The sequence below is a fragment of the Streptomyces sp. NPDC088400 genome (assembly GCF_044753355.1).
Lineage (GTDB): Bacteria > Actinomycetota > Actinomycetes > Streptomycetales > Streptomycetaceae > Streptomyces.
Map to the genome: position 1 here is coordinate 387459 of NZ_JBIVMZ010000003.1, position 18348 is coordinate 405806.

Below are 18348 nucleotides of genomic sequence, written 5' to 3' on the forward strand. Positions count from 1 at the left end.
GCAACCCGGGCATCACGGTCCTGACGGCCGATGTGATCGCTGAACTCGTTTCCGACGGCCGGTCGGTGACGGTCGGACGCGGCAGTTGTCGCCGGCAAGATCCGCAAGACGGTGCCGCGTGCCAGGGGCGCCCACACCCAGCGCCTGGGACCGAACCTCCCGCCCCTGGGAGCGAGGGAGTGACCGGACCAACGCCCCACTCCAGGGGTACGAGGAAGGGCGCCTGACCGGGAGTATTCCCATCAGGCGCCCCTTCACGGGCACTGTTCAAGCAGCAAGGCGAAACACGTCCTCGCCCCTACTTCGTCCCGCTGTCGTCCCGGTCACGACCGGTTGTTCCGGAATGTCTCCGGACCGCTCCCGCATCCGGCCCGACCGAACTTCACTGCCCCGTCGCGTCCGGGCGCGTGGACAGGTCCCCCTTCGACAGCCATCGGTCCACGGCCTCCGCCGTGGATTCGGCGTGCTCGGTCATCATCGTGAAGTGGTTGCCCTGGACCTCGATCCGCTCAAGCGGGATGCCCAACGAAGCCCGCCACCACGGGTCTTCGACCTTTTCGTCGAGCCACTCGGCGGCGGTGAGGCACAGCACCGGGGTGGTGGAAAGAGGAGTGGGGTTCCACGTGCTGAACAGACGCGCGTAAGCGCCCATCGCCACGAACTGGCGTGATGCCGCGCCGGGGGCGTCCGAGAGCAGCATGGTCCGCTGGGTGTTCTCCTGCAGCATGCGCTCCTGCACCTGCTGGTCCATGTGCGGCGGGGGCAGGTAGGTGTCGATGAGCACCACACCGGCCAGTGGCTCGCCGAGTTCCTCCAGGCGTTGTGCGAGGGCGTAGGCGACCCAGCCGCCGGACGAGTGCCCGACCAGCACCGGGGGCCGGTCGTCGAACGTCGCCCGCAGCGTGGCCCGGTGCAGGTCGAGCAGGGCGTCGAGGTCGGCAGGCAGTGGCTCTGCCGCCCCGAATCCCGGCGAGGCGCTTGCCCAGGTCTCGCGCTGTCCGGCCATGCGCCGGGCGAACGGGGTGTACTGGTCGATGTCCGACGGCGCGACGAGCGACAGGTAGCACATGAGCCCCGGCCCGGCCGGGCCGTCGCCGATCCGGTGGGCGATCTGCTTCGCCAGTTCGTCGTCGGCCCGTTCGAAGGTCGGCTCGACTTGCGCTGCCGCCTGGAGCACGTCGAGGAAGTGCTGGTAGCCGCCGGTGGCGATCGCCTTGCGCTGCAACGACAGGATGAAGTCGTCGCCCTGTGGACGGGTCTCGGCCGGGCCGGTGTCGCCCGGGGTGAAGGTCAGCCCGCTGAGATGCTGGGCCAGGGCCCGGGGGCCGTCGTAGTCGAACACGATGGTGGCGGGCAACCGCTTGCCGGTCAGGACCGCGATGCGGTTGCGGAGTTCGACGCCGCTGAGCGAGTCGAAGCCCAGCTCCTTGAACCTGCGGTCCGGGCCGACCTGCTCGGCCGAGGTATGCCCGAGCAGCGTCGCGATCTGCTCCCGGATCACGCCCAGCAGCAGTTGCTCCCGCTCGTCGGGAGCCATGGTCGCCAGGCGCGCGGCGACATCGAGCCGCGCGGCGCCCTCGGCCGCACGGCGCCTGCGAGTGCGCCGGGGGGCCAGTGCCCGCAGAATCGCGGGCACGTCGTCGCCGAGCGCGTCGGCGCGCAGCGGCACCGGGAGCAGCACCCCTTCGCCGCCCGCGAGCGTGCGGTCGAACAGTCGCAGCCCCTCTTCGGTCGACAGTGCCCGGACACCGGCACGTGACACCCGGGCCCGGTCCACATCCGACATTCCGCCCGTCATGCCACTGGCCTCCTCCCACAGGCCCCAGCCCAGCGACAACCCCGGCAGCCCGGCACGTACCCGAGCCTGCGCCAGAGCGTCCAGGAACGCGTTGCCCGCCGCGTACGCTCCCTGCCCCGCGGGCCCGAGCGTGCCGGCCACGGAGGAGAACAGTACGAACATCGACAGGTCCTGATCGCGGGTCAGCTCGTGCAGGTTCCACGCTCCCGCGACCTTGGGCGCCAGCACCTCACGCAGCTGATCCGCCCCCAGCGACTCGACCACCCCGTCGTGCAGCACACCCGCCGCGTGCACCACACCATCGATCTTCACACCATCGAGGGCCGACCGCAGGGACTCCCGATCCGCTACATCACACGCCTGCACGTCCACCAGCGCGCCCAACTCGCGCAGCTCCTCGACGAGTTCACCGACCCCGTCGGCAGCTAGACCCCGACGGCTCAGCAGCAACAACCGCCGCACCCCGTGCTCCACCACCAGATGACGCACCAAGGCCGAACCCAGCGTCCCCGTCGCCCCCGTCACCACCACCGTGCCCTCCGACCCCGATACCACCGGGGCCACGGAATCGGCGGCCAGGGCGGCCGGAACGATCCGCGGCACGAGCACCTCGGTGCCACGCACGAGCAGTTGAGGCTCGTCACCGTGCGCCAGCGACGCCACCTTCTCCGTCGGCAGCTCTCCAACAGAGCCGGAGTCGGAGTCCGACTCCGACTCCGAGTCCAGGTCTGCCTCCGAGTCGATGAGTACGATGCGGCCCGGGTTCTCCGTCTGGGCCGAGCGGACCAGCCCGGACACGGCGGCAGCCGCCAGGTTCTGCCCGGAGGCCGCGCCCCGCGTCGACACAACCAGCCGGGACTCGGCCCAGCGTTCGTCCGACAGCCACGACTGGAGCACCTCCAGGCACCATTGCACGGCTGCGACCGGGTCGGTGTCCGTACGGTCCGGACACCGTGCCACCACCACGTCCGGCCGGCCGGCCTCGACCGGCCAGACGTCCACGGTGAGTCCGGTGGCGTCAGCAGTGGCGGCGGCCGGAACCCAGTCCAGCGCGAACAGCGATTCGTCCACCCGGTCGGGCCGGCCCTTCGTCAGAGGCCGCACCGCCAGGGTCTCGACCTCGGCCACCGGGGCACCGGTGCCGTCGGCCACCGCCAGCGAGACGGCGTTCGGACCGGCCGGTGAGATGCGGGCGCGCAGCCGGGTCGCCCCGCTGCTGTGCAGCTCCACCCCCCGCCAGCTGAACGGCAGCGCCGCGGACTCCCCTTCGCCGGACACCGCCATACCGTGCAGCACCGCGTCGAACAGTGCCGGGTGCAGGGTGAAACCGTCGTCGGGCCGCTGTTCGGCCGGCCGGCCGACCTCCACGAATACGTCCTCACCGCGCCGCCACACGGCCTCAAGCCCCTGGAACGACGGGCCGTAGTCCAGCCCCACGCCCGCGAGTCGCTCGTACCAGTCGGTGGTCTCGACCGGCTCCGCACCGGTCGGCGGCCACTGAGTGAACTCGACGGCGCTCGCCGAGGTGCCGGCGGTGAGCGTGCCGGTGGCGTGACCGCGCCAGGATCCGTCGCCGCCCGAATACAGCGCGAACGGCCGGTTGCCCTGCTCGTCCTCGGTCTCCACGACGAGTTGGACGCGCACATCCCCGGATTCGGGGATGATCAACGGCTCGCTCAGCACCAGTTCGTCGATCCGCCCGAGGCCGACCTCGTCACCCGCGGACAGCACCATCTCCACCACCGCGGTCCCCGGCAGCAGCGCGGCACCGTCGACGCGGTGGTCACCCAGCCACCCCGTGCTCCGCAGCGACAGGCACCCGGTCAGCACCAGCCGCCCGTCCGGGCCGTCTATCTGCGCGCCGAGCAGTGGGGTTCCCGTCGGACGCTGGCCGACCCCGCGCACGTCTGCGACGGCAGGGGCCTCGTACCAGTACCGCTCGGTCTGGAACGCGTAGGTGGGGAGCGGGACGCGCGTCGCGCCGAGTCCGCCGTACACGCGCGTCCAGTCGACCTGGACGCCCCGTACGAACAGCTTCGCCAGCGACTCAACGAAGCACGTCGTGTCGTCGCGGTCCCGCTTCAGCGAACCCGTCACCTCGACCGACGTGTCGTCCACGGTGTCCTCGACCGCGCCGGACAGTGCCGGGTGCGGGCTGACCTCGACGAACACCGAGAAGCCCTGCGAGCGCAGAGTCTTCACCGCGCGGTCGAACAGCACCGGCTTGCGCAGGTTGGCCAGCCAGTAGTCACCGGACAGCGACGCCGTGTCGACCACCTCTCCGGTCACCGACGAGCAGAACAGTTCGGGCCGGGACACCGCGTTCACCCCGGCCACGACGGGCCGCAGCTCGGCGGCGATCCCGTCCACCTGCGCGGAGTGGGAGGCGTAGTCCACCGCGATCCGCCGGGCACGGATCTCCCGGGCCACACAGGTGGCGACCAGCGCCTCGACGCCCTCCACCGTGCCGGACACCACGACCGAGGACGGGCTGTTCACCACGGCCACTTCCACCCCGTCGGGCAACAGGCGCTCGACCTCGGCCGCCGGCAGCGCGATCGACGCCATCGTGCCGTGACCGGACAGCGACCGTGCCAGTACGGCGGACCGGCCCGTCACCAGGCGCAGTCCGTCGCGCAGCGAGAGCGCACCGACCGCGACCGCGGCGGCGATCTCCCCCTGTGAGTGTCCGATCACCGCACGGGCTCCGACGCCGACCTCGCGCCACAGCCGGGCCAGGGACACCATCACCGCGAAAAGCACCGGTTGGACGACGTCCACCCGGTCCAGCCCCGGCGCGCCGGTCTCTCCTCGCAGCACCGCCGGCAGCGACCAGTCGACCAGCTCGGACAGCGCCGTGTCGCACTCCGCCATCGCCTCGGCGAACACCGGGGAGCTCTCCAGCAGCCGCAGCGCCATCCCGGCCCACTGCGAGCCCTGTCCCGGGAACACCCAGGCCACGCCGGAGTCGGCCACCGTCCGGGTCAGCACGCCCGTGACGACGCCGGGATGCGGCGTGTCCTCGGCGAGCGCGGTCAGCGCCTCGATCAGCGTCTCGCGGTCCGGGGCGAGCACCACGGCGCGGTGATCGAACAGGGCACGGGAGGTCACCGCCGACAGCCCCACGTCGACCGGGCGCAGCTCGGGCCGTTCCGTGACGAACCGGGCCAGTCGGGCCGCCTGCCCGCGCATTGCCGCCGCCGAACGGCCCGAAACCACCACGGGCACGACGGGCAGTTGGCCGAACGCTCCTGTGCCGGGCGTCGGTGACGGTGTGTCGGACGCCGGGGACTGTTCCAGTACCACGTGCGCGTTCGTGCCGCTGATCCCGAACGCGGAGACGGCGGCGCGGCGGGGCCGCTCGGCGTCGGGCCACTCCCGCTTCTCCGTCAGGAGTTTCACCCCGCCCGGCGACCAGTCGACCCGGGAGGTCTGCTGCTCGGCGTGGAGCGTGGCGGGCATGGCTCCGGCGTTCATCGCCGTCACCATCTTGATGACTCCCGCGATCCCCGCGGCCGTCTGTGTGTGCCCGATGTTGGACTTCAGCGAGCCCAGCCACAGCGGCCGGTCCGCCGGACGGTCCACGCCATAGGTCGCGAGGAGCGCCTGCGCCTCGATCGGGTCACCGAGCCGGGTTCCGGTGCCGTGCGCCTCCACCACGTCCACGTCGGAGGCGGACAGGCCCGAGGCCTTCAGCGCCTGCCTGATGACACGCTGTTGGGAGGGACCGTTGGGCGCGGTCAGCCTGCTGCTCGCGCCGTCCTGGTTGATCGCGGACCCGCGGACGAGGGCGAGCACCTGGTGACCGTTGCGCCGGGCGTCGGACAGCCGCTCCAGCATCACCACACCCACGCCCTCGGACCACCCGGTGCCGTTCGCACCTTCGCCGAACGCCCGGCACCGGCCGTCCGGCGAGGCTCCGCCCTGGCGGGAGAACTCGACGTACATGAACGGGGTGGCCGTCACCGACGCGCCGGCCGCGAGCGCGAGTGTGCACTCCTGCTCGCGCAGCGCGTGACATGCCTGGTGCAGCGCCACCAGCGACGAGGAGCACGCGGTGTCGACCGTGACCGACGGCCCCTCCAGGCCGAAGGTGTAGGAGACCCGGCCGGACATGACACTGAGCGTGTTGCCGGTGAGCATGTAGCCGGCCAGCTCGGCCGGGATGTCCCGGCCGCCCGGGTTGGCGTACCCCGCGGACGCCGCGCCCACGAACACCCCGGTACGGCTGCCGCGCAGCGACAACGGGTCGACCCCGGCGCGTTCCATGGCTTCCCACGAGGTCTGCAGCAACAGCCTCTGCTGCGGGTCCATCGACACCGCCTCGCGCGGGGAGATGCCGAAGAAATCCGCGTCGAAGTCGGCGGCGTCGGTGATGAACCCGCCTTCCTTGACGTAGGTATGACCGAGGTGCGCCGGGTCGGGGTCGTAGATGCCGTCGATGTCCCAGCCCCGGTCCTCGGGGAACGGCGTGATCGCGTCGACGCGGTCGTCGACCAACCGCCACAGGTCCTCCGGTGAATTCACCCCGCCGGGGAAGCGGCAGGCCATGCCCACCACGGCGATGGGTTCCCGGCGTTGCGCCTCGACGTCGCGTAGACGACGGCGGGTGCGGTGCAACTCGGTCGTGACGAATTTGAGGTTCTCCAGCAGGCCGTTGCCTTTGCCGGACGCGGCTGTTTCGGTCATATCCGGTACCACCAGGAAGAAGTCGGTTCGGCATGGATTGATGTGGTAAGGGTGCTGCGCGGGGGTACGATCAGTGCCGCGACCGGCAGGTCCGCCCGACGGGGCGGACCTGCCGGGAGGGGTACTAGTCCGAACCGAACTCCCTCTGGATGAAGGCGACCACCTCGTCGGCCGACGCCTCTTCGAGGCCGGCGACATCGTCGTCGAGGTCGCTCCCGTATCCACCGCCGAAATCCCCGGCGGTCGCGTCGGACGGGGCGCTCGGCAGCGCCATCAGCGTGCTCAGCCGGGCCATCACGGTGTCGTACTCGCCACCCGCCAGTTCGACGGACCGAAGCACTGTCTCCAGCCGGTCCAACTCGCCGTGCAGGGCGGCCGTGCTGATCCCCGTGTCCGTCTCCGCGGGCTCCAGTTGCGACCAGAGGAACTCCGCGAGCGCGGCGGGCGACGGGTAGTCGAACGCCAGCGTCGGCGGCAGCTGCATCGACGTCATCATCGCCAGCCTGTTGCGCAGATCCACAGCGGTGAGCGAGTCGAGCCCCGATTCCAGGAATCCGGCGTCGGGAAGCACGGAGTCCGACGACGAGTGTCCGAGCACCGTCGCGGTCTGGTTCCGTACCAGTGCCAGCAGCTCGCGCCGCTGGTCGTGCGGCGGCAGTCCGGCGAGCCGGGCCACCAGCGGGTCACCGCTCTCCGGAGTCGCCGCCGTGCTCGCGCGCGCCGTCGGGGGAATCAGCGTCCGCAGTACGGCGGGCACCGGGGCCCCCGAGGTGCGCATGCGGTTGAGGTCGAGCACCGCCGTGACCAGCGCGGCGGTGTGGGTCCGCAGCGCGGCGTCGAACAGTTCCAGGGCGTCGCCCGCGGGCATCGCGGACACTCCGGAGCGGGTGATGCGCTCCAGCTCCCGCTCGCTGATCCGGCCGCCCATCCCACCGTCGGCCCACAGCCCCCACGCCATCGACGTGGCCGTCCTGCCCTCGGCCCGGCGAAGCCGCGCGAGCGAGTCGAGGAAGGCGTTGGCCGCGGCGTAGTTGCCCTGGCCGGGCGCGCCCAGCACCGAGGCGGCCGAGGAGAACAGCGCGAAGAACGCCAGGTCCATGTCGCGCGTCAGCTCGTGCAGGTGCCAGGCCGCGTCGGCCTTGGGCCGCAGGACCGCCTCCAGCCGGCCGGCGTCGAGAGAGGCCACCACGCCGTCGTCCACCACCCCGGCGGTGTGCACCACACCGATGAGCGGGTGCGCGGCGGGCACGGCGGCGAGCGTCTTGGCCAGGGCGTCCCGGTCCGTCACGTCACACGCCGCCACCTCCACCGAGGCGCCGTACCCGGTCAGCCCGGTGACCAACTCCTCGGCGCCGGGCGCGTCCGGGCCCCTGCGGCTGAGCAGCAGCAGATGTGCGACGCCCCGGTCCTTCACCAGATGCTCGGCGACATGCTGGGCCAGCGCACCGGTACCACCGGTGATCAGCACGGTGCCTGCCGGGTCGAGCGTGGTGTCCTCCTCGGCCGACGGCGTGGCCTGCCGCAACCGGGGCACCCGCACGGTGCTCGTACGCACCGCCAACTGCGGTTCGTCCAGCTCCAGGGCCGCGACCGCTTCGGGCACGAGGGTGGCCGAGGCGTCCGACGCGTCCAGGTCGAGCAGGACGAACCGGCCGGGGTGCTCGGACTGGGCCGAGCCGACCAGGCCCCACAGCGCGGCGAGCGCCGGGTCCGACGCACCGTCGTCCGTCGCGACCGCGCCCCGGGTGACCACGACCAGCCGTGTCGAGGCGAGCCGCTCGTCCTTCAGCCAGTCCTGCAGCAGCGCCAGGCCCCGGGCCAGTACGAGGTGCGCGCTCCGGGCCGGATCGAGGTGCTCGGGCACGTCGATCGGCGCGAGCACGATGCCGGGCCCTGTCGCGGGTACGGCGTCAGGCCCTGTCGCGGATACGGAATCGGCCGCAGGGCCGGACTCGGCGAGGAGCGCGGCCAGGTCGGCGTGGCTCCGTGTGTCCAGCCCCAGCTCCGCCAGTACGTCCGCGAGACCGTGCGCGTCCTCGCCCAGGACCGCGTACGAGCCGGCCGAGCGCTCCCGCGTCTGTGGCCGCAGTGGTGTCCATTCGGTGTGGAACAGCCCGTCCCGTGTCACCGTGCCGGCCCCGGCGAGCTGCTTCTGGGCCACCGGGCGCATGGCGGCCGAGTCGGCCGCCGCCACCAGGAGTCCCGTGTGGTCGGTGATGGTCAGCCGCATCTGGTCGGGCCCGATCGGGGTGAGCCGCACCCGCAGCGAGTGCGCGCCGAGGGTGTGGATCGACATCCGGGACCAGGAGAACAGCATTCGGACCTGGCCGGGCCCGTTGTCCTCACCGCTGTGGCCGTGGATCAGCTCGGGAGCCACCAGTACGGGATGGAACACCGCGTCCAGCAACGCCGGGTGCAGCCCGAAGGTCGCCGCCTCGGCATGGGACGCCGTGGGCAGCGCGATCTCGGCGAACAGCTCGCCGTCGCGTTCCCACACCTCCCGCATGCCCCGGAACTCGGGACCGTAGTAGACGGCGGAGTCGTCCATCGCCTCGTAGACGCCCTCGGTCGGCAGCGCTCGCGCCCCGGCCGGGGGCCAGCTGCCGGACAGCGGGGCGAGCCGCTCGGAGTCGACCGCCTGCGGTCCCCGCGCGAGCACACCCGAGGAGTGCTCGGTCCACGGCTCACCGGCCGGGGCGTCCTGAGGACGCGAGTACACGGTGAACGGCCGGGTGCCTTCCGCACTCTCCGACCCGACCCGCAGCTGGACCTGCACGGCCTGCCGGTCGTCGAAGACCAGCGGCCGGGCCAGGGTCAGTTCCGCGAGCACCGGGTGGTCCAGAGCGCGCCCGCCGTGCAGTGCGAGTTCGAGCATCGCCGTGCCCGGGAACACCACCCGCCCGTGCAGCATGTGTCCGGACAGCCAGGGATGCGTCGCCAGTGACAGCCGCCCGGTGAACAGGTACTCGTCACCGCCGGCCAGGCTCGCGGTCGCGCCGAGCAGCGGGTGCCCGGTGGTGGCCAGACCGGCGGAGGCGGCGTCCACCCTCCCGGCGGCCGCCCTCGGCCAGTACCGCTCGCGCTGGAAGGGGTACGTGGGCAGGTCGACCACGCGCCCGCCGGCTCCGGCGAGCACCCCCGCCCAGTCCACCGGCACGCCGCGGGTGTGCGCCTGTCCGACGCCGGACAGCAGGCAGACCACGTCCGAACGGTCCCGGCGCAGGGTCGACACCGCGGTGGGCGCGTCCGGCCGCCCGCCGAGGCAGTTCGTCACCATCGGCGTCAGCGCCGCGTCCGGGCCGACTTCCAGGAAGACCATGCCCGGCCGCCGGTGCCCGGCGTCGATGCCGGCCACCGCGTCGGCGAACCGGACGGTGCTCCGCACCTGGTCCACCCAGTACGCGGTGGTACCGAACAGGTCGGCGCCCGCCCGCTCACCGGTGACGGTGGACACCACCGGCACGGAGGGCTCTGCCGCGCCGGCGACCACATCGGCCACCAGCTCGGCGAACCGCCCCAGCATCGGGTCCATGTGCGCGGAGTGGAAGGCGTGGCTGACCCGCAGCATCGAGGTGCGCAGCCCCTGCTCCCGCCACCGGGCGCCGAGGGCCGCCACGTCGTCCGCGTCGCCGGAGACCACCACGGAGGACGGCCCGTTCACCGCGGCCAGCCCCACACGGTCGGTCAGGTCGGCGGCGACGGCGTCCTCGGACGTCTGGACCGCGAGCATCGCCCCGCCTTCCGGCAGTGCTTGCATCAGCCCGGCTCGGGCCGCCACCAGCGTCGCCGCGTCCTTGAGGCCGAACACCCCGGCCACGTGGACGGCGGCGAGTTCACCGACCGAGTGGCCGGCGACCATGTCCGGGCGTACTCCCCAGGACTCCAGCAGCCGGTACAGCGCCACCTCGACGGCGAAGATCGCGGGCTGCGCCACGCCGGTCGCGTCCAGTTCTCCGGTGGTGATCGCCGCGGCGACATCCACCTCCGGCAGCCCGAGCGCCGCGGTCGCCTCCTCCACCGCGGTCCGCGCGGCGTCGAAGGCCTCGGCGAACACCGGGTAGCGCTCGTACAGTTCCTGCCCCATGCCGGCCCGCTGGCTGCCCTGGCCGGAGAACACCATCGCCACGTGCGCGGCGGCCGAGGCGGGGGACGGCGACTGGGCGCGGATGTCCTCCAGGCCGGCCAGCAGCTCGTCCCGGCCCGAGGCGACGACCGCGGCGCGGTACTCGAATCGGGACCGGTTGACGGCCAGTGAGGCGGCCAGGTCGGCGAGCGGCAGTGCCGGCCGGGACCGTATGTGCTCGCCCAGCCGGGCCGCCTGCTCACGCAGCGCGCCCGCCGACCGGGCCGAGACCACGAACGGCAGCGCCGCTCCGTCCTCCTCGGCGTCCACCGGCTCCGGCTCGGGCACGTGTTCCACGATGACGTGCGCGTTGGTGCCGCTGATACCGAAGGAGGACACTCCGGCCCGACGGGGGCGGTCCGCCTCAGGCCAGGCGACGTTCTCGGTCACCACCTCGACGCCGCCCGAGGCCCAGTCCACGTGCGACGACACGCGATCCGCGTGCAGCGTCCGGGGAACCGCACCCGCACGCATCGCCATCACCATCTTGATCACACCGGCCACACCGGCGGCCGACTGCGTATGACCGATGTTCGACTTCACCGAACCCAGCAGCAACGGCGCGCCACTCGCCGGACGATCCCGTCCGTACGTCGCCAGCAGCGCCTGCGCCTCGATCGGATCGCCCAACGGCGTCCCCGTGCCATGTCCTTCCACCACGTCCACGTCCGACGCGGACAGACCGGCGTCCTCCAGCGCCCGGACGATCACGCGCTCCTGCGACGGACCGTTGGGCGCCGTCAGACCGTTGGACGCACCGTCCTGGTTCACCGCGCTGCCGCGCAGCACCGCCAGCACCGGATGCCCCTGCGCCCGCGCGTCGGACAACCGCTCCAGCATCAGCACACCGACACCTTCGGCGGAGCCGAATCCGTTCGCCGCCTCCGAGTACGCCTTGCTCCGGCCGTCCGGGGACAGGGCGCCCTGCCGGGAGAACTCGACGAACATGGCGGGTGAGGACATCACGGTCACGCCGCCGGCCAGCGCCAGCTCGCATTCGTTCCGGCGCAGCGCCTGCGCCGCCAGGTGAATCGCCACCAGCGACGACGAGCACGCCGTGTCCACGGTCAGCGCCGGCCCTTCGAGACCGAGTACGTAGGCCAGTCGGCCGGACGCGACGCTGGCCGTGTTACCGGTCGCCCGGTGGCCCTCCATGTCGTCGAGTTCGTCCAGCCGGCTGTCGTAGTCGTTGTACGACATGCCCACGTAGACACCGGTCTGGCTGTTGCGCAGGACGTCACGCCGGATCCCGGCCCGCTCGATGGTCTCCCAGGAGGTTTCCAGCAGCAGACGCTGCTGCGGGTCCATGGCCACCGCCTCGCGCGGGGAGATACCGAAGAAACCCGGGTCGAAGTCGGCGGCGTCGTAGAGGAATCCACCGGACCGGGTACGGCTGGAGCGCGGCCGTTCTCCTTCGGGATCGTAGAGGCCGTCGATGTCCCAGCCCCGGTCGTCGGGGAAGTCGGCGATCGCGTCACCTCCGGAATCGACCAGCCGCCACAAATCGTCGGGCGAGGCGATGCCGCCCGGGAATCGGCAGGCCATGGAGACGATCGCGATGTCGTCGTCGGTGACAGCGGACCGGGTGGCCGACGCCGATACCCGCTTCGGGGCCGAACCCAGCAGAAGATCGCGCAAGTGCGTGGCCAACGCGGCCGGCGTGGGGTGGTCGAACACCAGCGTGGCGGACAGCCGGCGTCCGATCTCCGGGGTCAGCCGGTTGCGCAGCTCGATCGCGGTGAGCGAGTCGAAGCCGAGTTCCTTGAACGCCTGGTCGGCGGGGATGTCGTCGGCGGAGCCGTGACCCAGTACGAGTGCGGCCTGCTCACGGACCAGTTCGGCCAGCCGCGCGAGCTGCTGCTCCTGCGGCAGGGCAGCGAGCCGGTCGGCGAGCCCCTGCCGGTCACCGGTCTGCCGGGCGGCCGCGCGCCGCCGCGCGGGAGCACCGAGCAGGGTCCGCAGCACGGGCGGGACCTCGATCGCGGGATCGTTGTGCCAGGAGGCCGCCAGCACCGCGCCGTCGAATCCGGCGAGGGCGCGGTCGAACAGCCGCAGTCCGTCCTCGGTCGACAGTGCCCGGACACCGGCGCGTGACACCCGGGCCCGGTCCACATCCGACATTCCGCCCGTCATGCCACTGGCCTGTTCCCACAGGCCCCAGCCCAGCGACAGCCCCGGCAACCCGGCACGTACCCGATCCTGCGCCAGAGCGTCCAGGAACGCGTTGCCCGCCGCGTACGCCCCCTGCCCCGCGCCACCGACAGTCGCGGCGACGGCGGAGAACAGCACGAACATCGAGAGGTCCTGATCGCGGGTCAGTTCGTGCAGGTTCCACGCCCCAGCGACCTTGGGCGCCAGCACCTCACGCAGCTGCTCCGCCCCCAGCGACTCCACCACCCCGTCATGCAGCACACCCGCCGCATGCACCACACCACCAACCACCACACCATCGAGCACGGACCGCAGCGACTCCCGATCCGCTACATCACACGCCCGCACCTCCACCTCGGCGCCCAACCCGCGCAGATCCTCGACCAGCCCACCGACCCCCTCGGCAGCCGGCCCCCGACGACTCAGCAGCAACAACCGCCGCACCCCGTGCTCCACCACCAGATGACGCACCAGCATGGACCCCAGCGTGCCAGTGGCCCCGGTCACCACCACCGTGCCCTCCGACCCCGGCACCACCGGGATCGTCAGCACGTTCTTGCCGATGTGCCGGGCCTGCGAGATGTGCCGGAAGGCGTCCCGGGCGGCGCGGCAGTCCCAGGTGGTGATGGGCGGCAGGGCCAGCGAGCCCTGCTCGAAGAGCGCGAGCAGTTCCGCCAGCAGGCCGCGCAGCCGGTCGGGATCCACCCGGCCGATGTCGAACGCCCGGTACATGACGCCCTCGGGGAGGGAGTCCTCCGTACGGATGTCGGTCTTGCCCATCTCGATGAACCGGCCGCCCGGGGCGAGCAACCGGATGGACGCATCGGTGAACTCTCCGGCCAGAGCGTTCAGTACGACGTCCATGCCGGGCCCGTCGCCGAAGCTCTGCTCGAACTCCAGTGTCCGCGAGGAGGCGATGTGCGCGTCGTCCAGCCCCATCTCGCGCAGGACGTGCCACTTGCCGGGACTCGCGGTGGCGAACACCTCGGCGCCCAGGTGGCGGGCCAGCTGCACCGCTGCCGTGCCGACCCCGCCGGTCGCCGCGTGCACCAGGACCCGCTCGCCGGCTCGCAGCCCGGCGAGGTCCACGAGGCCGTGGTAGGCCGTCAGGAACACCGTCGGCATCGCGGCGGCGTCGGTGAACGACCAGCCTTCGGGAATGCGGGCCAGCATGCGGTGGTCGGCCACCGCCACCGGCCCGTAGGCACCGTCGATCAGGCCCAGTACCCGGTCGCCCACCGACAGGCCGGTCACGCCGGGGCCGGTCTCGGTGACCACGCCGGCGCCCTCGCCGCCGAGCAGTGCCTTGTCCGGGTACATGCCCAGGGTGATGAGCACGTCCCGGAAGTTCACTCCGGCCGCGCGCACCGCGATCCGGACCTCGTGTTCGCCGAGGCTCCGGCCGGTGTCGGGGACCGGCATCAGGGAAAGAGCGTCGACCGTGCCCTCCGGGCCGGGCTCCAGCCGCCACGGCTGCGGCAGCGGGGTCATCCGCTGCTCGGCGGCCACCACGCGGGGCACCAGCGTCTCGCCCTCGCGCAGCCGGAGCTGCGACTCCTCCAGGGCCAGCAGCGCACCCCAGGACGGCTCGGGCACGGGCTCGGCGGAGTCGACGAGCAGGATCCGGCCGGGGTTCTCGGTCTGCGCCGACCGCACCAGGCCCCAGACGGCGGCAGCCGCGAGATTCTCGCCGGACGCCGCGCCGCGCGTCACGACAGCGAGGCGGGAGTTGACGTAGTGATCGTCGCCCAGGTAGTCCCGCACGGTGGCCAGTACGGACTCCACCACGTCCCCGGGATCGCCGTCCGGGCAGTCCAGCACCAGCACGTCCGGAACGTCCCCGCCGGCGACGGGCCAGGCACCGGCCGTCGCGGACACCGAGGGGCGCTCCGCCACGGGCACCCAGTCCACCTGGTGGAGCCCGCCGGCCCCCGCGCCGGCCACGCCGGCCTCGGGAAGGGGACGGGACACGACCGATCCCGCCGTCAGGACCGGAGTGCCCTCCGCGTCCGCCACCAGTACGCCGGTGGCCTCACCGGCGCGGGTCAGCCGCACCCGCAGGGCGGTCGCCCCCGTCGCGTAAAGAGACACGTCCTGCCAGGAGAACGGCAGCCTGACGGTGTCGTCGGCCACGGTGAGCAGCGCCGCGTGCAGCGCCGCGTCCAGCGCGGCCGGGTGGAGCGCGAACCGCCCGTCGCCGAGGGCGCCTTCCTCAAGCTCGACCTCGGCGAAGATCTCGTCGCCGGACTCCCACGCCGCCGTCAGCCCCTGGAACACCGGGCCGTACTCAAGGCCCTGCGCCGCCCACCGGTCGTAGGCGCCGCTCACGTCCAGCGCCCGCGCGCCGTGCGGCGGCCACTGTTCGAGGGACGGCCCCTGCGCCGCGGGGGCACTGTCGGACAGTGTCCCGCTCGCGTGGAGCTGCCAGATCGCGCCGGCCTCCCCGACCGGCCGGGAGTGCAGGCGGATCCCTCGTGCCGGGCCGGCCGGCGGATCCACGACCACCTGCACGTCCAGCTCACCGCGTTCGGGCAGCACGACCGGGGCGTGGAAGGTCAGCTCCTCGACGAACCCGCAGCCGGTCTCGTCGCCGGCCAGCAGCGCCATCTCCAGCAGGGCGGTACCCGGCATCACGGCCCCGCCCCGGACCCGGTGGTCACTCAGCCACGTGTGCGTGCGCAGTGACAGACGCCCGGTCAGCACCGCCCCGCCGTCGGGCTGGTCGACGACCGCGCCGAGCAGACCGTGGCCGGTGGTGCGCAGCCCCAGCGCCCGCCCGTCCACGCCCGCTGAGCCGCCGCGCAGCCAGTATGTGCGGCGTTCGAAGGCGTAGGTCGGCAGCTCGACGACCTGGGCACCGGTCCCGTCGTACAGCCGGGCCCAGTCCACCTCCACGCCGCGCACGTGCAGCGTGCCGATCGCCGTGAGCAGCGAGGTCACGTCGTCGCGGTCGCGCCGCAGCGTGCCGCTGACCAGCACCGTGTCGTCGTCGACGGTGTCCTCGACCGAGCCGGAGAGCACCGGGTGCGGGCTCACTTCCAGGAACGTTCCGTGGCCCCGCTCGCGCAGTGCGCGCACCGCCTGGTCGAACAGCACCGGGCGGCGCAGGTTGTCCACCCAGTAGTCGCCGGCCAGCGTCCTGGTGTCGACCGGGGCTCCGGTCACCGTGGACAGGAAGGTCTCCGGGCGGGACACCGCCCCGACCCGGCCCGCCACCGCGCGGATCACCTCGGTGAGGGCGTCGACCTGCGCGGTGTGGGAGGCGTAGTCGACAGGGATGACCCGGGCACGGGTGCCGCGCGCCTCGAACGCGGCGACCATCTCGGTGACGCCGTCCACCTCACCGGAGATCACCACCGAGCGGGGCCCGTTGTAGGCGGCGATCTCCACGCCGTCCCGCAGTTCGGCCCGTACGTCCTCGGCCGACGCGGCCATCGACGCCATCGTGCCGTGGCCGGAGAGGCTCGTCCCGATCGCGCCGGAGCGCTCGACCACCAGCCGCATGCCGTCGCGCAGCGTCATGGCGCCCACGGCGACCGCCGCCGCGATCTCACCCTGTGAGTGACCGACGACCGCGGTGGGCGACACGCCCAGCTCCCGCCACACCCGTGCCAGCGAGACCATCACCGAGAACAGCGTGGGCTGTACGACGTCCACCCGCTCCAGCCCCGGCGCGCCCGGCTCGCCGCGCAGCACCGAGGTCAGCGACCAGCCGGTCAGCTCGGAGAGCTCCTGCTCGCACTCCCCGAGCGCCTCGGCGAAGACCGGCGACGACTGGAGAAGTGCCACCGCCATGCCGGACCACTGCGATCCCTGGCCGGAGAACACCCACACCACACCGGAACCGTCCTCGACCGTGCCGGACACCGAGCCGGAGATCACCGCCGGGTGCTCGCGGCCCGCCGCGAGCGCGTCCAGTCCGTCCAGCAGTTCGTCCCGGTCGGCCGCGACGACGACGGCGCGGCGCTCGAACGCCGAGCGGGTACGCACCGAGGACAGTCCGAGGTCGATCAGACGGGTCCCGGGACGGGACCGGACGAACTCGGCCAGCGTGCCGGCCTGTTCCCGCAGTCCTTCGGCCGTGCGGCTGGACACGCGTACCGGCACGGCCCGCAGGTCGCTCACGACCGGAGTGTGCCGCGGCGTCCCGGGGTCCGCCCCGTCGGCCGGTTCGGGGGCCACCGCGGGTGCCGGCTCCGGAGCCTGCTCCAGCACCAGGTGCGCGTTGGTGCCGCTGACGCCGAAGGAGGACACCCCGGACCGCCGGGGACGGTCGGCATCCGGCCAGGCGACCTTCTCGGTCACCACCTCGACGCCACCCGAGGACCAGTCCACATGCGAGGACACACGGTCCACATGCAACGTCCGGGGAACCACCCCGGCACGCATCGCCATCACCATCTTGATCACACCGGCCACACCGGCGGCCGACTGCGTATGACCGATGTTCGACTTCACCGACCCCAGCAACAGCGGCGTCCCGCCCGCCGTACGACTCCGCCCGTACGTGGCCAGCAACGCCTGCGCCTCGATCGGGTCCCCCAGGCGCGTCCCCGTGCCGTGGCCCTCCACCACGTCCACGTCCGACGCCGACAGACCGGCGTCCTCCAGCGCCTGGACGATCACCCGCTCCTGCGACGGGCCGTTCGGCGCCGTCAGACCGTTGGACGCACCGTCCTGGTTCACCGCGCTGCCGCGCAGCACCGCCAGCACCGGATGCCCCTGCGCCCGCGCGTCGGACAGCCGCTCCAGCATCAGCACACCCGCGCCCTCGCCCCAGCCGGTGCCGTCCGCGGCCTCGGCGTAGGGCTTGCAGCGGCCGTCCTCGGCCAGCGCGTGCTGGCGCGAGAACACGACGAACGTGTCCGGCTCGGCCATCACGGTGACGCCGCCGGCCAGCGCCGTCGAGCACTCGCCGCGGCGCAGCGCCTGCGCCGCCAGGTGAATCGCGACCAGCGACGACGAGCACGCCGTGTCCACGGTCAGTGCCGGTCCCTGCAGTCCGAGCGTGTAGGAGATCCGGCCCGACGTGACGCTCGTCGAGGTGCCGGTCACCTCGTACCCGGAAATGTCCTCCAGCGATTTCCGGGCCTTCGCGCCGTAGTAGTAGTAATTCGTCCCGACGAACACTCCCGTACGGCTGCCGCGCAGCGAGACAGGGTCGACCCCGGCCCTTTCGATCGCCTCCCAGGAGGTTTCGAGCAGCAGACGCTGCTGCGGATCCATCGCCTCCGCCTCGCGCGGGGAGATACCGAAGAAACCCGCGTCGAACTCACCGGCGTCGTCCAGGAACCCGCCGTGGCGGGTGTAGCTCTTGCCGGGGGCCTCCGGATCCGCGTCGTACAGCGAATCCACGTCCCAGTCCCGGCCGTCGGGGAATTCGCCGACCGCGTCGATGTCCTCCGCGACCACATGCCACAGGTCCTCGGGGGAACGCACCGAGCCGGGGTACCGGCACGCCATGCCGACGACGGCGATCGGCTCGGAGGCCGCGTCCTGAAGCGTTCGGTTCTGCTTGCGCAGGCGCTCGACTTCCTTGAGCGTCCCGCGCAGTGCCGCGACGACTTCGGCGGAGTTGTCCATGGGG

At 72.5% G+C, this 18348-nt stretch carries 2 protein-coding genes; both read right to left on the reverse strand.

What is annotated here, in order from left to right; genetic code table 11:
- Window positions 1–382: 382 nt before the first annotated feature.
- Window positions 383–6487, reverse strand: coding sequence for an alpha/beta fold hydrolase (locus tag ACIQD6_RS09510; protein WP_401880170.1), 6105 nt, complete (start codon window positions 6485–6487; stop codon window positions 383–385).
- Between the two features lie 124 nt (window positions 6488–6611).
- Window positions 6612–18344, reverse strand: coding sequence for an SDR family NAD(P)-dependent oxidoreductase (locus ACIQD6_RS09515; protein WP_401880172.1), 11733 nt, complete (start codon window positions 18342–18344; stop codon window positions 6612–6614).
- Window positions 18345–18348: the final 4 nt, after the last annotated feature.